The following is a 16,071-nucleotide window of genomic DNA, read 5'->3' as shown; positions in this document are numbered from 1 at the left end:
CTTGGTCGAAATGATCATTTCGTCCCGGTGGCGGGAGAAATCTCTTGCGAGCACCTCACCGAAGAAACTTTCGGCGGACCCCGGCGGCGGGCCGTAATTGTTGGCAAGATCGAAGTGCGTGATGCCGCGGTCAAACGCGCGGCGCAAAATTGCGGTGGCCTTGTCGAGATCGTCGTTGCCGCCGAAGTTCTGCCAAAGGCCAAGCGAAATCGCTGGAAGGTCGATTCCGCTCTTGCCTGCGCGACGATAGCTCATCGCGTTCCGGTATCGGTCCGATGCTGGCTGGTAGGTCATCTTGTCATCCTTGTCGTTGCGACGAACTTGCGCTGAGGACAAGATAGCCAAGTGCGTTTCTTGAGGCGACGGTCGAGGATAGCAATGCTTCATTGAAAATTTCTCAACAAAACTCTGCCCCCAGTCGGAGTTTGGCGCGCGCGGTTTCAAGCGCTAAGAGCAGAAAGCCCCTGTTTCCTGCGGATGAGGTTGATGAGTTCGCGCAACCCCGATGGGGTCTGGCGACGACTTGGGTAGTAGATGGTGAATGGCGGCCCTTCAGAGGCCCATCCATCAAGAACGACACGCAGATGACCATCTTGCAGTTCGCGGCGCACCGCTGTCTCAAGGACATAGGCAAAGCCAAGTCCCTCGATCGCCATGGCGACGATCTGTGCCGTTCCATTCGCACGCACCGGTCCGCGAACGGCCAAACGTGTCATGGTGGGATCGTTGCCGAGTTCCCAGGAGTAGGAGTTCCCATCTCCAAGCTCGATCTCGATACATGGGAGCTTGAGCAGGTCTTCCGGCGTCGATGGCAACCCGACGGCGTCGATCAAAGCGTCGGAGCCCACAACGACCCATCGTGTCGGCTCACTGAGAGCGACGCCGACCATGTCGAGAGGCACGCGGTCGCCATAGCGTATTCCGGCATCAAAACCTCCAGCAACCACGTCGACCATCAGGTCATCGGCATGAATTTCGAGCTTAACGTCTGGAAAAGCCTTGGAATATTGGGCAAGAATCGGAGTAACAAGCAACCGTGCGGCATCCTGCAGAACGTTTATCCTCAGACGGCCCGCTGGATTGTCTCGCTGCCGCGCCAGCGACGTGAGAGCTTCGTCAATCGTGGTAAATCCTGCTGTCAACTGCTCGGCCAGACGCTCTCCTGCGACAGTCGCAGAAAGCGAACGACTGGTGCGGTTAAGCAGCCGTACCCCGACTTGATCCTCCAGTTTCCGCATGCGATGACTCAATGCCGAGACGCTGACCCCTAGCTCCAAGGCGGCGCGTTTCATGCTGCCATGCGTGAGAATGGTCACGAAGATATCAAGGTCGGCGAGAAGGGCCCGGTTTCGATTGCGCATGCATCATCCTTTCATGGCGCAAGCTGTCGCGCTCCAAGTCATATGCTCGGCCATCCGCGATCAGCTTCGGCGGCGCAGGTCTGCACAGCAGCGAATTTGGCCGGGGATTGGCAAAGAACGCCAATCTTAATCGGCGTCAACCTTCCGTTGCGCCAGAGCGAGATCGTTCCAACAGTTCTTCCATAAAGTCATGGGGCTCTGGAAACGAAATTTGGGCGGAAAGTCGACCTCCGCCGCACCAGGTTCAAATGACCGCAAAGGGCCGTTTGTGCCCCGCCTTGCTCACCTGGACGAGGGGCATGTCGCTCCGCCACATGACGGCTTCGAGCCCCAAGACAGTCAGAGCAACGGCGGACCAAAAGACCCTAGCCGAGACTTTCCGCATTCAGCGGCTCGATCCCGCAGCGCAGGACCGAGCCGTATTGTTGTCAGGCAGCTTCGGCAGAGGCGACGTCTTCTTCGCCGAGATGCTTCCTGAAGAATGGAACGATCTTCTCCAGCGCCAGGCCGACCGGCTCTTCCCGGTCGTAGAGGTCGTAGTGGGACCAATCCTCCAGTTCGACCAGTTGCCGGTCCTTCGAGGCCATCGCGCGGCCGTAGATTTCCATGCCGTCCCGATAGGCCCCGAAGGCGCCGACCTTCTGGCCGAGGACCACCATCATCGGCTGGGTCATCAGGGTTTCGGCGAAGGCAAACGCATCCCACGACAGGGTTTTCTGAGCATGGCTGAAGACCATGCGTGTCGCGCCCCCGGTCGCCTGCCCGCGCGGTGTCTTGTAGTAGTCCGTCGCCTCATAGACGTCGCGCTCGGTCATCCCGTTCTCGCGTGCCGCCTCAAGGCTGGCAGGCAGCAATTCGTTGACCTGCAGCTCTGCGCCGCGCGCCTCGGCGCTGCGCTGTGCGGCCATGGCGGTCAGCGTGCCGAGCGGATCGAAGTCGCTGAACCCCTCTCGGAAGAGGCGACCGAGGTTCACCGGCGTGATCCCGACCACCGCCTTGATCCGCTTCTCGGTCATGGCTGCATTCAGCGCGTAGCCGCCACCGCCGCAGACGCCGATGACCCCGATCCGGTCCGCGTCGACAAACGGCAGTGTCACCGCGTGGTCGATCACGTGGCTGACGTCCTCGACCCGCTGGCTGGGACTCTCGGTCCAGCGGGGGCTGCCACCGGACGCGCCCTGATAGCTCGCGTCGAAGGCGATGACGACATAGCCCTGCGCGGCGAGCGCCTTGCCGTAGACGCTGCCCGAGGTCTGCTCCTTGCAGCTTCCGAAGGGGTGGATGCTGACGATCGTCGGGTAGCGCTTGTCCGCGTCGAAGGCCGGCGGCAGGTGAATGTCCGCCGCGATATGCCAGGCCATGTCGGGGTTCCGAAATGTCACGCTTTCCATGGTTTGAACTCCTTGGGTGTTGAATTGGCAGAGCCCGCCCCGCCCGCGATCCGGGCGGGGCATGCCTCGTCTGCGGCGGCTCAAGCGCCGAGCTTTTCCCGGAAGAAGGGCGCCAGCACGCTGACCGCCTCATCGACGAATTGCGCGCCGTCGTAGAGGTCCATGTGGTTGGCGCCCTCGACGGTGTGGAACGTCTTGTCGCCGCTTGCGGCCCGGGCATAGAGGTCGTCGCTCATCCATTTGCTGCCCGCCGCGCTGCCCGCCACGATCTGCAGGGGCTGGGTCAGGAAGGCCTCGGCGAAGTTGTAAGCGTCGTAGCTGATCAGCTGGGTCAGGCTGCGCGCCAGCCCGTAGCCCGGGGCGGTGGCGCATTGCGCACGCTGGGTGTGGTAGTATTCCCAGGCTTGGCGCAGCTCTTCGTTGGGGGCATCCTCTTCCTTCAGCGGCGCCATCGGGATCTGCGCCAGATCACCGCCTGTGGCGAGCGCCTGCGCATCCGCAGTGCGCGCGGCGGCGCCAGCTTCGAGGAAGGGCAGCGCATCGGCATCGGCCACGTCATTGTCCCAGCCATTGCGGAACATCGCGCCGATGTTCACCGCGCTGACCGTGCCGACGGCCTTGATCCGGTGATCGTTGATCGCGGCGTTGGCGGTGTAACCGGCACCCGCGCAGATCCCCATGGCGCCGATCCGGTCGGTGTCGACGTAGTCCAGCGTGGTCAGATGGTCGATGACTGCGCTGACATCCTCGGTGCGGATGTAGGGGTTCTCGAGCTGGCGCAGGCTGCCGCCGGACTCGCCCTGGTAGGAGGCGTCATAGGCGATGGTCACGAAACCCTGCCTGGCCAGTTCCTCGGCATAGGTGCCGGCGGTTTGTTCCTTCACGCCGCCGCCGGGGTGCGAGACGACGATGGTCGGGTACTTGGTGCCTTCTTCGAAGCCCTCGGGCAGGTTGATGACGGCCGACATCTCGACGTTCGGGTTGTTGCTGTTGGCGTAGGTGATCTTGGTCATGGTCGTCTCCTTGGGGGGTGGGATCGAACCGATCCGTTGGTGATGGAGCCAATATGACGCTTGAGCCGCTCAGTGATTAGAAGGTAAATTCTTCATGAACCTATAAGTGAGGTGATAGATGCGACGCGAGGACATCGCCGATCTGACAGCCTTCGTGACCGTCGCCGAAGAGGGCAGCTTCACCAGGGCCGCGACGCGCCTTGGCATCTCGCAATCGGCGCTGAGCCAGATCGTGCGGCGGCTCGAGGACCGCCTCGGGTTGCGCCTGCTGACACGCACGACACGCAGCGTTGCCCCCACGCCCGCAGGCGACAGGCTGGTCCGCCGCCTTGGTCCGCTGCTGCGCGAGATCGACAGCGATCTCGCCGAGCTGAGCGAGTTCCGCGACACGCCCACCGGCAATATCCGCATCACCTCGGTCGAACATGCGGCCAAGACCATCCTCATCCCGGCGCTGGCCGAGGTGCTCCCGGACTATCCCGACGTGAGTGTCGAGGTCATCGTCGATTACGGGCTCGTCGATGTGGTGGCCGACAGGTTCGACGCCGGGGTTCGACTTGGCGAGCAGGTGGCCAAGGACATGATCTCGGTGCGCATCAGCCCGGACGTGCCTATGGCGATCGTCGGGGCTCCCGCCTATCTCGCGGAGCATCCCGTGCCGAAGACCCCGGAGGACCTTGTCGAACACCGTGCGATCAACCTGCGCCTTCCGTCATCCGAGACGATCAACGCCTGGCGGCTGGCAAAGAATGGCGAGGCAAAGCGGGTCCGGGTCGAGGGTGCGCTTTGCTTCAACACCGTCGAACTGATCCGGGAAAGCGCCCTTCTCGGACAAGGTCTGGCCTATCTTCCACGGGATCAGGTCGAAGACGATCTGGCACGGGGGGCGCTGCATCAGGTGCTGGAGGACTGGACGCCCCCGCTGCCGGGGTATCACCTCTACTACCCGAACCGGCGGCACAGCTCACCGGCGTTCCGGCTTGTCGTGGACGCGTTGAAGGCCCGGCTGCGACGGCTCGGCTGAGTGGACATTCGGGGCACAGCGTCGCACCCGGTCTTGGCATGCAAGAGCACGCTGCACGACGCTACCGATGACCGATTTGGGGAAGCTGCGCCGCAGCGAGGCCCGATCTGGCGAACCGCCGCAAGGGGCCGTCTCCGCCGGGCGGGTCGCCTCACCTAGGCGCGCAGAACGTCGCCCCGCCGCAGGTCCGGTTCGAGCGCTTACCGGACCCAAGTTCCCTTCCCTAGCGCTGCTGAGCAGCAACCCCGGGCCAGCCATTCATGCCTTGGGGGACTGCAATCGGCATGACGATCCATGCCGCGGATGAACCGCAAATTCTTTAAGTTGACAAAAATACTCAACTCCGACAATCAGCCGTGAAAAGCGACGCCTCCGAACGGTGAAAGGATCTTCAATGAAGTACGTGCTTGTTTACGCTGCGGCCCTGGCGGCCTGTACGTCGATGGCCATGGCCCAAGAGGTCAACTTTGAGGATCATCGGGGCAAGACGATAACATTCGACGCAACTCCGAAGCGGGTCGTGACGATCGTGCGGTCTGCGCCGATCATTTATCGCGCGGTGGATGGCACGGCCGACCATATCGCCGGCATGAACGCGGATTCGCATCAGCGCTATTTCGAAAGCGGCATCTACGCCGATCTTCTGCCGGAACTCGCAGACATCACTGCCAATGCCGCCCGCGAAGGCTTTGCCCCGAATGTCGAGGCGATCCTGGAAATGAACCCGGACGCCATCATTCAGTGGACCCATGATCCGGCGATCATCGAGCCCCTGGAAAGGGTCGGCTTGACCGTCGTTGGCTGGGGCTGCTGCACCAAGGAAGAGCGTCTTGACTACCTGCGCCTGACCGGGCTGATGACCGGTCAGGCGGACCGCGCCGACGCGCTGATTGAGCTGCAGGAAGACTCGGACGCCGCGCTGGCGGCGCTGTGGACGGACGTCCCCGAAGACCAGTTCACTCCGATCCTGGTCGTCGACCAGTTGCAGGACCAAATCCGCGTCGTCGCAAACGGGTCCGACGATTTCACCCTGAGCGGCGCGCAGAACCGGGCCGCAGGGGGCGAGGAATGGTGGAAGACGATCGATGCCGAGCAATTCCTGGTCTGGAACCCCGAAGTCATTCTGGTCCCGTCCTATGCCAATGACCTGACACCGGCGGACTTCTACGACCACCCGCTGCTGGGCAGCGTCGAGGCGATCAAGAACCGCCGCGTCTACAAGGTGCCGCAATTCACCATGACCCCTGATGCGCCCGAGGTGTATCTGGCCGCATCCTGGACCGCGCGAGTGATCCATGGCGCGGAAACGGTCGCCGACTTCGGTGACCAGATGCAGACCGCCTATGAAACCGCCTATGGCCGGCAACTGACCGAAGAAGAGGTGGTGCTTGTGCTGGCCAAGTCCCAAAACGCCGACTCGGCCGGCTACTCCGAGCTGTTCGAGTGACCATCCCAGGGGCTGACGCGGGATGAGTGAAACTTCGCGCCAATCGGCCACTGCACCCCGCGACATGGGTGCATTGGCGCCCCGGCTGATCCTGCCCGGGCTGTGCATCTTGCTGGTGCTGACCGTGACCTATGCGGTCACGCTGGGGCGATACGAGATCGGCTTCGTCGATGTCTGGCTGATCCTGCTGGATAACCTCGTGCCCCTCGGCGACGCGTCCTGGACCGAGCTCGAAGAAAGCGTGGTCGAGCTGGTCCGCCTGCCTCGCATCCTGGCCGCGCTGCTGATCGGAGCAGGGCTGGCGGTTTCCGGCGCAGCGCTGCAGGGGTTGTTCCGCAACCCGCTGGTCGATCCGGGCATCATCGGCGTCACATCTGGCGCGGCCTTCGGTGGGACGCTGGCAATTCTGACGATCGGTGCCGGATATCCGATGCTGGCCATCGCTTTTGCCTTCGGCATTGGTAGCATGCTGGTGGTGCGTTTCCTCGCCAGCTACAAGGGCCGGACCTCGATCTTGACGCTGGTGCTGTCGGGCGTCATCGTCTCGGCCTTCTTCGAGGCCTCGATCTCGATCATCAAACTGATGGCCGACCCGCATCAGAAACTACCTGCGATCACCTATTGGCTGATGGGCAGCGTCGCCTCGACCAACTACCGCGATCTGGCACTGATCGCGCTGGCGATCCTGCCGGCATCCGTCGTGATCTACGCCCTGCGTTACCAGATCAACATCCTTTCGCTGGGCGAGGACAAGGCGCGCGCGCTTGGATCCCCCGTGATGCTGGTGCAATGGCTGGTCTTCGCCTGCACAGCCTTCATCTCGGCCGGCGTGGTGGCGACATCAGGCATCATCGGCTGGGTCGGGCTGGTCATTCCCCATGCCGCGCGGGCATTGGTGGGGGCGGAACACGGGCGACTGCTGCCGGCCTCGGCCCTGATGGGGGCGATCTACATGATCCTCGTTGATACCGTCGCCCGCACCCTGACCGAGGCCGAGATCCCGATCGGGATCATCACTGCTCTGATCGGCGTGCCGGTCTTCGCGCTGCTTCTGCGGCGGCTGCAACGAACCAGCGGGTGGGGCAATGATTGAGGCACAGGGCATCATTCTGGACCGAGGCCCGGCCCGGATCCTCGATGGCTACGACCTGCGCGTCGAGACTGGCAGCCTGCTGGCCATTCTCGGCGCCAACGGCGTCGGCAAGACGACACTTCTGAATATACTCACCGGTCTGCTGCAGCCCAGATCGGGCCAACTCCGGGTCGAGGGCAGCATCGGTTACGTGCCACAGCTGTTCCAGGCGGCGTTTTCCTATTCTGTGATGGACATGGTGCTGATGGGCCGCGCGCGGCATCTGGGCCTTTTCGGGTCACCGGGGACAAGGGACTATGATATCGCCCGCAGTTTCCTGAAGCTGATGGGCATCGCCGATCTTGAGGAACGCGGGTTCAATACACTCAGCGGCGGTCAGCGCCAGATGGTGATGATCGCTCAGGCTCTGACCTCGGAATGTAGCATCCTGATCCTCGACGAGCCGTGTTCGGCGCTCGACTACAAGAACCAGGCCAAGGTGATAACCACGCTGCGGCGGCTGAACCGCGACTACGGGCAGACGATCATCTACACCACCCATGCGCCGCAACACGCGCTCGAGGCTGCAACCGACGTGCTGCTGATGAAAGATGCGCGGACCTATCGTCATGGTCCGGTCGCCGAGGTTCTGACGCCCGAAAACCTGAGCGATCTCTACGAGGTCGCCATCGACCGCGCCGATGTGGCCGCCAGCCCGCGGCACACCTTCGCGCCGCGCTTCGTCCTGGAGGATACCGGATGACCCAGAAAATCGCCTTCCTGACCTGGGGATCGAGTTGCCAGGTGCGCAGCTTCCAGGATTTCCGCCATCTGCTGGACGACCTGATCCACGTGCGTGATCTGGCCAGTCACGACCTGTCGCGCTACGCCGCCGTGATCCTGCCCGACCGGATCGACGCGGAACATCTGACCGATCATGTGGCCAGGCTGAACGACTATGTCAGGGGCGGCGGATTTTTGATCGTCTTCAGCGCCGAGACCTGTGCCGACTGGTTGGATGTCGTCGATGTCGAATGGCGCGACGTGCGGATCAAGGACTGGCTGTGGTGGCAGAAGCCCGGCGGGCGCCCCGAGATCCATCAACCTCGGCCCTTGCATCCAATCTGCGAGGCGATCCCGCTGCGCGACATGGCCTGGCATTGGCACGGGGTGCTGGCCCCGCATCCGACCGCGCAAAGCTTGTTGAGCCTCGACGATGACAGTGCCAGCCTGTTCCTTGATTTTCGCAATCTGGAGTGCGGCGGGCGGCTGATGATCTCGACGCTTGATCCGCATAATCACAACGGTCAGCGATTCATGCCCGCGACGACCCGCTTCCTTGAAGGCTTCTACCCTTGGCTCAACCGCGAGCTTGGGATCGACCGTTCTCAAGACGGGTTTACGCTGACCTATCTACAAAGCATCCGCCACAACACCGAATGGCAGCCCGAGCGACTGGAAGAGGTGCTGGCCGAGGCAGGCGGGAAGACGCGGTTCCTGCCGCTCTACGACCTGTCGCCAGAAGCGCTGAACGGAACCGATATCCTCTACATCCCCAGCCAGTGCGACGAGTTCTTCCTGCGCGACAAGGCCGATGTCCTGCTGGGCCATTTGGACCGCGGCGGCCACCTGCTGATCAACGCAGAACCGGCGATTTCTTGGCTGCCCTTCCTCGGCACCTTCACCGCCGTCTCGCCGCGACCCTTCACCAATATCAAGGTCCGTCTGCGGAACGATCCTTTCGGGATGTTTGCCAACATGGATGAGGATTTCGACGGCTGGTCCGGTGTCTTTGGTCAATATGCCCGCGGCTGGACCCCGATGCCCGAAGGTGCCACGTGGCTAACCGAGGTCGGCACGGCCGAGGATCCGAAGCCCGCCGACTGGCTGTGGCAATACCCCAGTGATTGCGGCAAGGGCGGCCATGTATTCATGCACAATGGCGACAACCTGTTGCGATATCCCGATCACGGCGATCACCGCGACTCGCTGGTCCGGGATATCTGCGCGGGGCTGATCCGCGCAGGTCGGGGGCAGACCTCCGCGTCACCTGACGCCCCAGAATCTCGTAAGGTTCAGTTTCCTGTGCATCGCACCGAAATGGATCCGGACGCCGTAGTCCCTAATCGATACGACGGTTCTCGTAGTCGCAACGCTTAGATTTGGCAGACCTATTTGCCCCCATTTACTCCTTAACGGCAGGACGCCCGATCAAGCCTACATCAACCTGCTGCTGCCCGATCTGGCAGCGGCGTAGCCGAGGCGGAAAACCACTTGGAAACGTCCGGACCCTGTTCAGACAAACCGAGCCACCTCTGTCGTTGCCCGTTTTCGCCGAGGCCGCAGCAGTGGAAATTGACTTGTAGGGTTTGCGCGGGGGCACCCCACTCGGGTTTTCTCCGATCTTGAAAACCATTTAACGGCACATCACTGCCCCTCGCTCAGAGCGCAGCGAAGGTCGGCTGTCCACCATTTCCGGAGAGACTTCTCGCTCCTGCGGCACAGATCGGGCAATTGCAACGAACGGCAGGAACGTCCGCACCGCCAACCTTGGCCTGCCAGATCATGATGCACGATGCCACTGATGACCAATTTGGGGAAGCTGCGCTGCATCGAGGCCGGATCTGGCGAACGTCCGGTCTGGGCCGACACCAGGCGCAACCAGCGCCTGGCATGAACAGCAGGTCCGGGCCGCCCCCCTTGCCATCCCCCCCAACCTCCCCTATAGGCACCGCTTCACGCGGGGTGACAGCCTTGGAGGCACCCCGCCCTAACCTATGGAGAATCAATATGGCTGGTGAGATCCCTGATCTTGTAGCCGAGGAACGTGCGGGGACGGGCAAGGGCGCCGCTCGCGCAGCACGCCGTAACGGCATGGTTCCCGGCATCGTCTTCGGTGGCGAAAAGGACCCCCTCGCAATCCAACTGCCCTTCAACGTCCTGCTGAAAAAGCTCAAGGACGGTCGCTTCAAGTCCACCCTGTGGAACCTGAAGGTCGAAGGCCACGAGGATGTGCGCGTGATCTGCCGCGACGTCCAGCGCGATGTCGTCAAGGACCTGCCGACGCACCTCGACCTCATGCGCCTGCGCCGCACCTCGAAGGTCGCGCTGTTCATCCCCGTCGAGTTCATCAACGAGGAAACCGCGCCCGGCATCAAGAAGGGCGGCGTTCTGACCGTCGTTCGCCCCGAGGTCGAGCTGGTCGTGACCGCCGGTGACATCCCCGAGAAGATCACCGTCGATCTGGGCAGCCTGAACATCGGCGACATCGTCCACATCAACGACGTCACCCTGCCCGAGGGCACGAAGGCGACGATCGACCGGAACTTCGTGATCGCCAATATCTCGGCGCCGTCGGGCCTTGCCGCCTCTGCCGACGACGAGGAAGAAGCGACCGAGACCGAGGTCATCAACCAGAAGGACGCGACGGCCGAGTAATCGCCGCCGCCCTTAGAGATCCCGAAGCCCCCGCCCGACCCGGCGGGGGCTTTTGCTTGTGCGGGTGACATTCGCCGCGCAAGGCCCTAGACAGGCCGCGACATTACCACGGAGGCACGCGTGCAGATCCTTGTCGGACTGGGCAACCCCGGCGCGAAATACGCCGCCAACCGCCACAACATCGGTTTCATGGCGCTGGACCGCATCGCCTCCGACCACGGTTTCGGCCCGTGGAAGGCCAAGTTCCAGGGCCAGATCGCCGAGGGGCGGCTGGGCGGCGACAAGGCGCTGCTGCTGAAGCCCGAGACCTTCATGAACCTCTCCGGCCAGTCGGTGGGCGAGGCCATGCGCTTCTACAAGCTGGAGCCAGGCGACGTGACCGTCTTCCACGACGAGCTTGACCTCGCCCCCGGCAAGGTGCGGCTGAAGACCGGCGGCGGGCATGCGGGGCACAACGGGCTGCGCTCGATCCACGCGCATATCGGCGAGACCTACCACCGCGTGCGCCTCGGCATCGGCCACCCGGGCCGCAAGGAACTGGTGGCGGCCTACGTGCTGCACGACTTCGCCAAGGCGGACGAGGGCTGGCTGGACGACCTGCTGCGCGGGCTTTCTGACGGGGCGCCGTATCTGGTCGAGGGCGACCGCTCGCGCTTTCAGAATGCCGTGGCGGCGCGGATGGCGCCATCGGAGCCCAAGCCGGCGAAGAAACCCGCCCCGGCTCCTCCGGCGCCGACCGAGCCCGAGGCGCCCGATACACGCAACCCGCTGCAACGGCTGGCGGACAAGTTTCGTTGATCGCCCTGTGCGCGGCGCCCTGCGACCCTAGGTGAGGGTCACAGGGCATACACGCGTATCACAGGGGAAAGGAGACGGACCATGCAGAAAGACCCCGCGATCAATGTGTTGGGCGACGCCCTTCAACCCTGCTCCGAGGCGCCGCTGACCGGCTTTTTCCGCGATGCCCATTGCAACACCTGCGCAGAGGATCAGGGCAGTCACACGGTCTGCGCCGTCATGACCGCCGAGTTCCTCGCCTATTCGAAATACGTCGGCAACGACCTGTCGACACCCCGGCCCGCGTTCGGCTTTGCCGGGCTGAAGCCGGGCGACCGCTGGTGCCTTTGTGCCGGGCGGTTCCTGCAGGCCCATGACGAGGGCTGCGCGCCGAAGGTGCAGCTGTCCGCCACGCATCGGCGCGCCACGGAGATCGTGCCCCTGCCCGTCCTGAAAGAACATGCCCTTCCGGTGGAGGAAACTTGATGCGCCGGGCACTGCTCCTCGCCGCCCTGGCTCTTACCGGCCCCGCGCTAGCGCAGGATATCGCCAGCCTGCGCCCGGCCGACTCGGAACGGATGGCCGCGCTGGACGCCCATTTCGGCGCCGCGATGCGGGAAGCCCTTGCGGGTGGCGCCCCGGAAGATATCGCCGTGCTGACGCAGGCCATGGCAGGCGCGGCGGGCCCGGTGGCCGGTCTGGCCGGGGATTGGCGCTGCCGCACGCTGAAGCTGGGTGAGATCTCCGCGCTGGTGGTCTATGGCAACTTCGACTGCCGCATCACCGAGGCCGGGCCGGGCCGCTGGGAGATGCAGAAACGCACGGGCTCGCAGCGCACCGAGGGCGCCATCGTCTCGGGCCCGGGTGGCACATTGACCTATTACGGCGTGGGCTATGTAGCGGGCGGACCGGCCGTGGATTACGCCGGACTGCCGCCCGACGATCAGACGGCGATCGAGCCGGGCCAGACGGTGGCTCAGCCCGGGATCGTGGAGCAGGTCAGCCAGACGCACGCGCGCGTGCTCTTCCCCGACCCGATCCTCGAAAGCCGCTTTGACATCCTTTACCTGACGCGCTGAGCGGGACAGCCCGGCGCCGGAAGGCGCCGCCTTCGGTGCGGCCCTGCCCCGTGCAGCGCGCCCCTGTCCCGTTTCGTGCGGCCTGGCGCATCCATACAGCGTGAAGCGAAACGCTGAACCGCCTGCGGCAGTGAGGAGTGCCCTGTGGCGCCTGTCCCGCGTGTGGCGCGCCTTGACGCGCCCGCCACATGCGGCTCGACACGACGCGTCCCGAGTCGTGTGCGGCACGATCAAGCCTTGGCTGGCGCGCACCTCTCCTGCGGAGCGCGCCCGAAGGCGCCCCGGGCCCACTTGGGGCGCGCCGGAACGCGTCCGGCCCTATCAGTTGGCGTCGCGGCCCACGTCGCCGTCCATCGACACGCCGAGGTGGCGGGCGACGGTAAAGATGTCCTTGTCGCCCCGGCCACACATGTTCATGACGATGACGTGATCCTTGGGCAGGGTCGGCGCGATCTTCATGACGTGACCCAGCGCGTGGCAGGGTTCCAGCGCCGGGATGATGCCCTCGGTGGCGCAGCACAGCTGGAAGGCCTCCAGCGCCTCCTTGTCGGTGATCGAGACATATTGCGCGCGGCCCACATCGTGCAGCCAGGCGTGTTCCGGCCCGATGCCCGGATAATCCAGCCCCGCCGAGATCGAGAAGCCCTCGAGGATCTGGCCGTCCTCGTCCTGCAGCAGGTAGGTCCGGTTGCCGTGCAGCACGCCCGGGCGCCCCCCCGTCAGCGAGGCGCAGTGCTCCATCTTGTCGTCGACGCCCTTGCCGCCCGCTTCGACGCCGATGATGTTCACCGTCTTGTCGTCGAGGAAGGGGAAGAACAGGCCCATGGCGTTCGAGCCGCCGCCGATGGCCGCGATGATGGTGTCGGGCAGACGGCCTTCGGCCTCCATCATCTGCTCCTTGGTTTCCTTGCCGATGATCGACTGGAAATCGCGGACCATGGCCGGATAGGGGTGCGGACCGGCGACGGTGCCGATGCAGTAGAAGGTGTCGCGCACATTGGTGACCCAGTCGCGCAGGGCGTCGTTCATCGCGTCCTTCAGCGTGCCGCGACCGGAGGTCACGGGGATGACCTCGGCGCCCAGAAGCTTCATCCGGAAGACGTTGGGCTGCTGGCGCTCGACGTCATGCGCGCCCATGTAGACCACGCATTTCAGGCCAAACTTGGCGCAGACCGTGGCCGTGGCAACGCCGTGCTGCCCGGCGCCGGTTTCGGCGATGATGCGGGTCTTGCCCATGCGGCGGGCGAGGATGATCTGCCCCAGCACGTTGTTGATCTTGTGCGCGCCGGTGTGGTTCAGCTCGTCGCGCTTCATGTAGACCTTGGCGCCGCCGAGGTGATCGGTCAGGCGCTCGGCGAAATAGAGCGGACTGGGGCGGCCGACGTAGTGCTTCCAGAGATAATGCATCTCTTCCCAGAAGCTGTCGTCGGTCTTGGCCTTCTCGTACTCGGCCTCGAGCGCGAGAATGAGCGGCATCAGGGTTTCCGAGACGAAGCGTCCGCCGTGGATGCCGAAGCGGCCCTTCTCATCCGGCCCGTTCATGAAGCTGTTGACCAGGTCGTCCATGGCGCGTCTCCCCTTGTTGGTGCAGGGGCCTGGATACGGCATTTCGGGCAGGTAAGGCCAGAGGCGATTTGGAGCGGTGGGAAGGCGCTTCGAAGCGCCTTTCGAAAGGGCCTTCGAAGGCCCTTTCACCGCAGGCGCCTGATCGGGTGGTCATTGCAGAAGATCACGAAATGCCGCCCGTTCTCAACTGCCTGGAACCCGCGCCGCGCGACCGCGCGGGCAAAGGCCTCGCGCCCCACAAGGCGCTCGACGTCGCGGATCTGCCGCTTGACCACGCCGCCCTTCAGCGCCTCGGCAGAACCGAAGACCTGCTGAAGCCACATCTCCGCCGTGAGGTAGTCGGGAATCTGCGCCATGTCCGCATGGCACATGACTCTGGTTAAGATCTTGCCAACGACCGCTCCAGCGCCGGGTAGCGCAGGCCCAGCGTGACGCCGCGCGCCACGAAGCTGACCAAGAGCGCCGCCCAGAGGCCGTGGTTGCCGTAGGCCGGCACCAGCAGCAGCGCCGCGGCCCCGTAGATCGCCACCGAAACCGCCATCATGTTGCGCATATCCGCCGTGCGGGTCGCGCCGATGAAGATGCCGTCGAGCATCCATGCCGCAACCCCCAGCACCGGAACCGCCACCATCCATGGCAGGAAATCGCGGGCCGCGGCGCGGACCTCCGGGTCGGCCGCCATCAGATCGATGATCCGCGGACCGAAAACCGTGAAGGTCAGCGCCAGCCCGATGCTCAGCACGACGCCCCAGAACATGCTGACCAGGGCCGCACGCCGCAGGCGATGCAGGGCGCGCGCCCCGGCGGCCTGCCCGACCAGCGCCTCGGCGGAAAAGGCCAGCCCGTCCAGCGCGAAGGCCGTGATCTGCAGGAACTGCAGAATCACCTGATTGGCGGCCAGCGTCACGTCCGAGAAGCGCGCGCCGGTGAACATGAACGACAGGATCACCGTTTCGAGCAGCAGAGACCGGATCAGGATGTCCGAGTTGACCCGGGCCATGCCGATCAGGCGCTCGCGGTCGAAGACCCGCGGCCAGTCGCGCCATGCGGGGACCGCAAAGGCGTCGCGGCACAGCCAGAGCCCCAGGGCGAGACCGCTCCACTCGGCGATGAAGGTCGCGGCGGCCACACCGCCCACCCCCCAGCCAAGCCCGAGGACAAAGACGAGATCCAGGAGGATGTTGACCCCGTTCATCCAGATCTGGATGACCAGCACCGCGCGGGTGCGCTCGGCGGCGATGAGCCAGCCGAGGATGCCATAAAGCGCGATGGCCGCCGGCGCCGACCAGACCCGGATGGCCATGTAGTGACGGGCCAGGGCCTCGACCTCTTCCGAGGCCGGGGCGATGGAAAAGGCGGCCCGGAAGAGCAGCCCCTGCAGCAGAACGATCGCCAGCCCGCCGCTGAAGCCGATCATCAGGGCGCGGGTCAGCAGGGCCGCCGTCTCGGCCTTGTTGCCCTGCCCCAGCGCCTGCGCAACAAGCCCGGTGGTGCCCATCCTGAGAAAGCCGAAGACCCAGTAGAGCGCCGAGAGGACAACCGCGCCGATGCCCACCGCACCGATGGGCGCCGCCTCTCCCAGCTGCCCGACCACGCCGGTGTCGACGGCCCCCAGAAGCGGCACCGTGGCATTCGACAGCACGATGGGCAGGGCGATCTTCAGCACCCGGGAATGGGTGATCGGGGTCTCGGTGGTGGTCGCTGTCATGGGGTCAATTCCGGCAGATGGGCGCGGCGACCTGATACCGGACCGGCGCCGAGGTCAATGCCCGGAGCATGGAATTCCTGACGGCGGGGTGCCGGAGGGTCCGGTCGGATCGGGCGCCCGGGGACACGGGGCGATGGGGGCTCTGCCCCCCGGCCTGCGGCCACCCCCCGAGGTATTTGTCAGACCGAAGAAGCG

16 protein-coding genes are annotated in these 16,071 nt (G+C 64.5%); 9 read left to right on the top strand and 7 right to left on the bottom strand.

Going from position 1 to position 16,071, the window contains the following annotated elements:
• The 4 genes from ACN5KJ_RS02005 to ACN5KJ_RS01990 form a co-directional block, all read right to left on the bottom strand.
• Positions 1 to 294, bottom strand: a 294-nt coding sequence (locus ACN5KJ_RS02005) for an aldo/keto reductase (protein WP_418591849.1), incomplete at its 3' end; no start/stop codon positions are given.
• A gap of 146 nt (positions 295 to 440) precedes the next feature.
• Positions 441 to 1,361, bottom strand: a complete 921-nt coding sequence (locus ACN5KJ_RS02000; RefSeq protein WP_418591848.1) for a LysR substrate-binding domain-containing protein — start codon at positions 1,359 to 1,361, stop codon at positions 441 to 443.
• Positions 1,362 to 1,789: 428 nt separating this feature from the next.
• Entirely contained in the window at positions 1,790 to 2,752 is a 963-nt protein-coding gene (locus ACN5KJ_RS01995; RefSeq protein WP_418591847.1) for an alpha/beta hydrolase, read from the bottom strand.
• Positions 2,753 to 2,832: 80 nt separating this feature from the next.
• Positions 2,833 to 3,765, bottom strand: a complete 933-nt coding sequence (locus ACN5KJ_RS01990) for an alpha/beta hydrolase (protein ID WP_418591846.1) — start codon at positions 3,763 to 3,765, stop codon at positions 2,833 to 2,835.
• Between the two features lie 118 nt (positions 3,766 to 3,883).
• Here ACN5KJ_RS01990 and ACN5KJ_RS01985 point away from each other — a divergent pair, with 118 nt between their 5' ends.
• The 9 genes from ACN5KJ_RS01985 (at position 3,884) to ACN5KJ_RS01945 (ending at position 12,602) form a co-directional block, all read left to right on the top strand.
• On the top strand, positions 3,884 to 4,789 hold the full coding sequence (locus tag ACN5KJ_RS01985; RefSeq protein ID WP_418591845.1) for a LysR substrate-binding domain-containing protein: 906 nt from the start codon (positions 3,884 to 3,886) through the stop codon (positions 4,787 to 4,789).
• 394 nt (positions 4,790 to 5,183) lie between these two features.
• On the top strand, positions 5,184 to 6,236 hold the full coding sequence (locus ACN5KJ_RS01980) for an ABC transporter substrate-binding protein (RefSeq protein WP_418591844.1): 1,053 nt from the start codon (positions 5,184 to 5,186) through the stop codon (positions 6,234 to 6,236).
• Between the two features lie 22 nt (positions 6,237 to 6,258).
• Entirely contained in the window at positions 6,259 to 7,329 is a 1,071-nt protein-coding gene (locus ACN5KJ_RS01975) for a FecCD family ABC transporter permease (RefSeq protein WP_418591843.1), read from the top strand.
• The gene (locus tag ACN5KJ_RS01970) at positions 7,322 to 8,071 is read left to right on the top strand and encodes an ABC transporter ATP-binding protein (protein ID WP_347167339.1); all 750 of its coding nucleotides are present in this window, start codon (positions 7,322 to 7,324) and stop codon (positions 8,069 to 8,071) included. Before ACN5KJ_RS01975 ends, ACN5KJ_RS01970 begins: the two co-directional genes overlap by 8 nt.
• The gene (locus tag ACN5KJ_RS01965; protein WP_418591842.1) at positions 8,068 to 9,468 is read left to right on the top strand and encodes a hypothetical protein; all 1,401 of its coding nucleotides are present in this window, start codon (positions 8,068 to 8,070) and stop codon (positions 9,466 to 9,468) included. Before ACN5KJ_RS01970 ends, ACN5KJ_RS01965 begins: the two co-directional genes overlap by 4 nt.
• A gap of 630 nt (positions 9,469 to 10,098) precedes the next feature.
• Positions 10,099 to 10,746 carry a 50S ribosomal protein L25/general stress protein Ctc gene (locus tag ACN5KJ_RS01960; protein WP_347167337.1) on the top strand — a complete coding sequence of 216 codons (648 nt, stop codon included), beginning with the start codon at positions 10,099 to 10,101 and terminating at the stop codon, positions 10,744 to 10,746.
• A 120-nt stretch (positions 10,747 to 10,866) separates the two neighbouring features.
• Positions 10,867 to 11,544 carry an aminoacyl-tRNA hydrolase gene (gene pth, locus ACN5KJ_RS01955; protein WP_418591841.1) on the top strand — a complete coding sequence of 226 codons (678 nt, stop codon included), beginning with the start codon at positions 10,867 to 10,869 and terminating at the stop codon, positions 11,542 to 11,544.
• Between the two features lie 81 nt (positions 11,545 to 11,625).
• Positions 11,626 to 12,009, top strand: coding sequence for a DUF2237 domain-containing protein (locus ACN5KJ_RS01950; RefSeq protein ID WP_347167336.1), 384 nt, complete (start codon positions 11,626 to 11,628; stop codon positions 12,007 to 12,009).
• Positions 12,009 to 12,602, top strand: a complete 594-nt coding sequence (locus ACN5KJ_RS01945) for a DUF4893 domain-containing protein (protein ID WP_418591840.1) — start codon at positions 12,009 to 12,011, stop codon at positions 12,600 to 12,602. Before ACN5KJ_RS01950 ends, ACN5KJ_RS01945 begins: the two co-directional genes overlap by 1 nt.
• A 321-nt stretch (positions 12,603 to 12,923) precedes the next feature.
• Here the strand turns inward: ACN5KJ_RS01945 and trpB are convergent, their stop codons facing one another.
• The 3 genes from trpB to ACN5KJ_RS01930 form a co-directional block, all read right to left on the bottom strand.
• Positions 12,924 to 14,168 (bottom strand): tryptophan synthase subunit beta, encoded by a 1,245-nt coding sequence (trpB, locus tag ACN5KJ_RS01940; protein ID WP_418591839.1) that lies wholly within the window; start codon positions 14,166 to 14,168, stop codon positions 12,924 to 12,926.
• Between the two features lie 125 nt (positions 14,169 to 14,293).
• A complete protein-coding gene (locus tag ACN5KJ_RS01935; protein WP_418591838.1) occupies positions 14,294 to 14,524 on the bottom strand; it encodes an N-(5'-phosphoribosyl)anthranilate isomerase in 231 nt (76 codons plus the stop codon).
• Positions 14,525 to 14,547: 23 nt separating this feature from the next.
• Positions 14,548 to 15,876, bottom strand: coding sequence for an MATE family efflux transporter (locus ACN5KJ_RS01930; protein WP_418591837.1), 1,329 nt, complete (start codon positions 15,874 to 15,876; stop codon positions 14,548 to 14,550).
• Positions 15,877 to 16,071 lie beyond the last annotated feature (195 nt).

It is taken from the genome of Ponticoccus sp. (in: a-proteobacteria) (assembly GCF_048381735.1).
The sequence above is the reverse complement of the archived record's forward strand: the minus strand, read 5'-3'. Positions and strand labels throughout refer to the sequence as shown.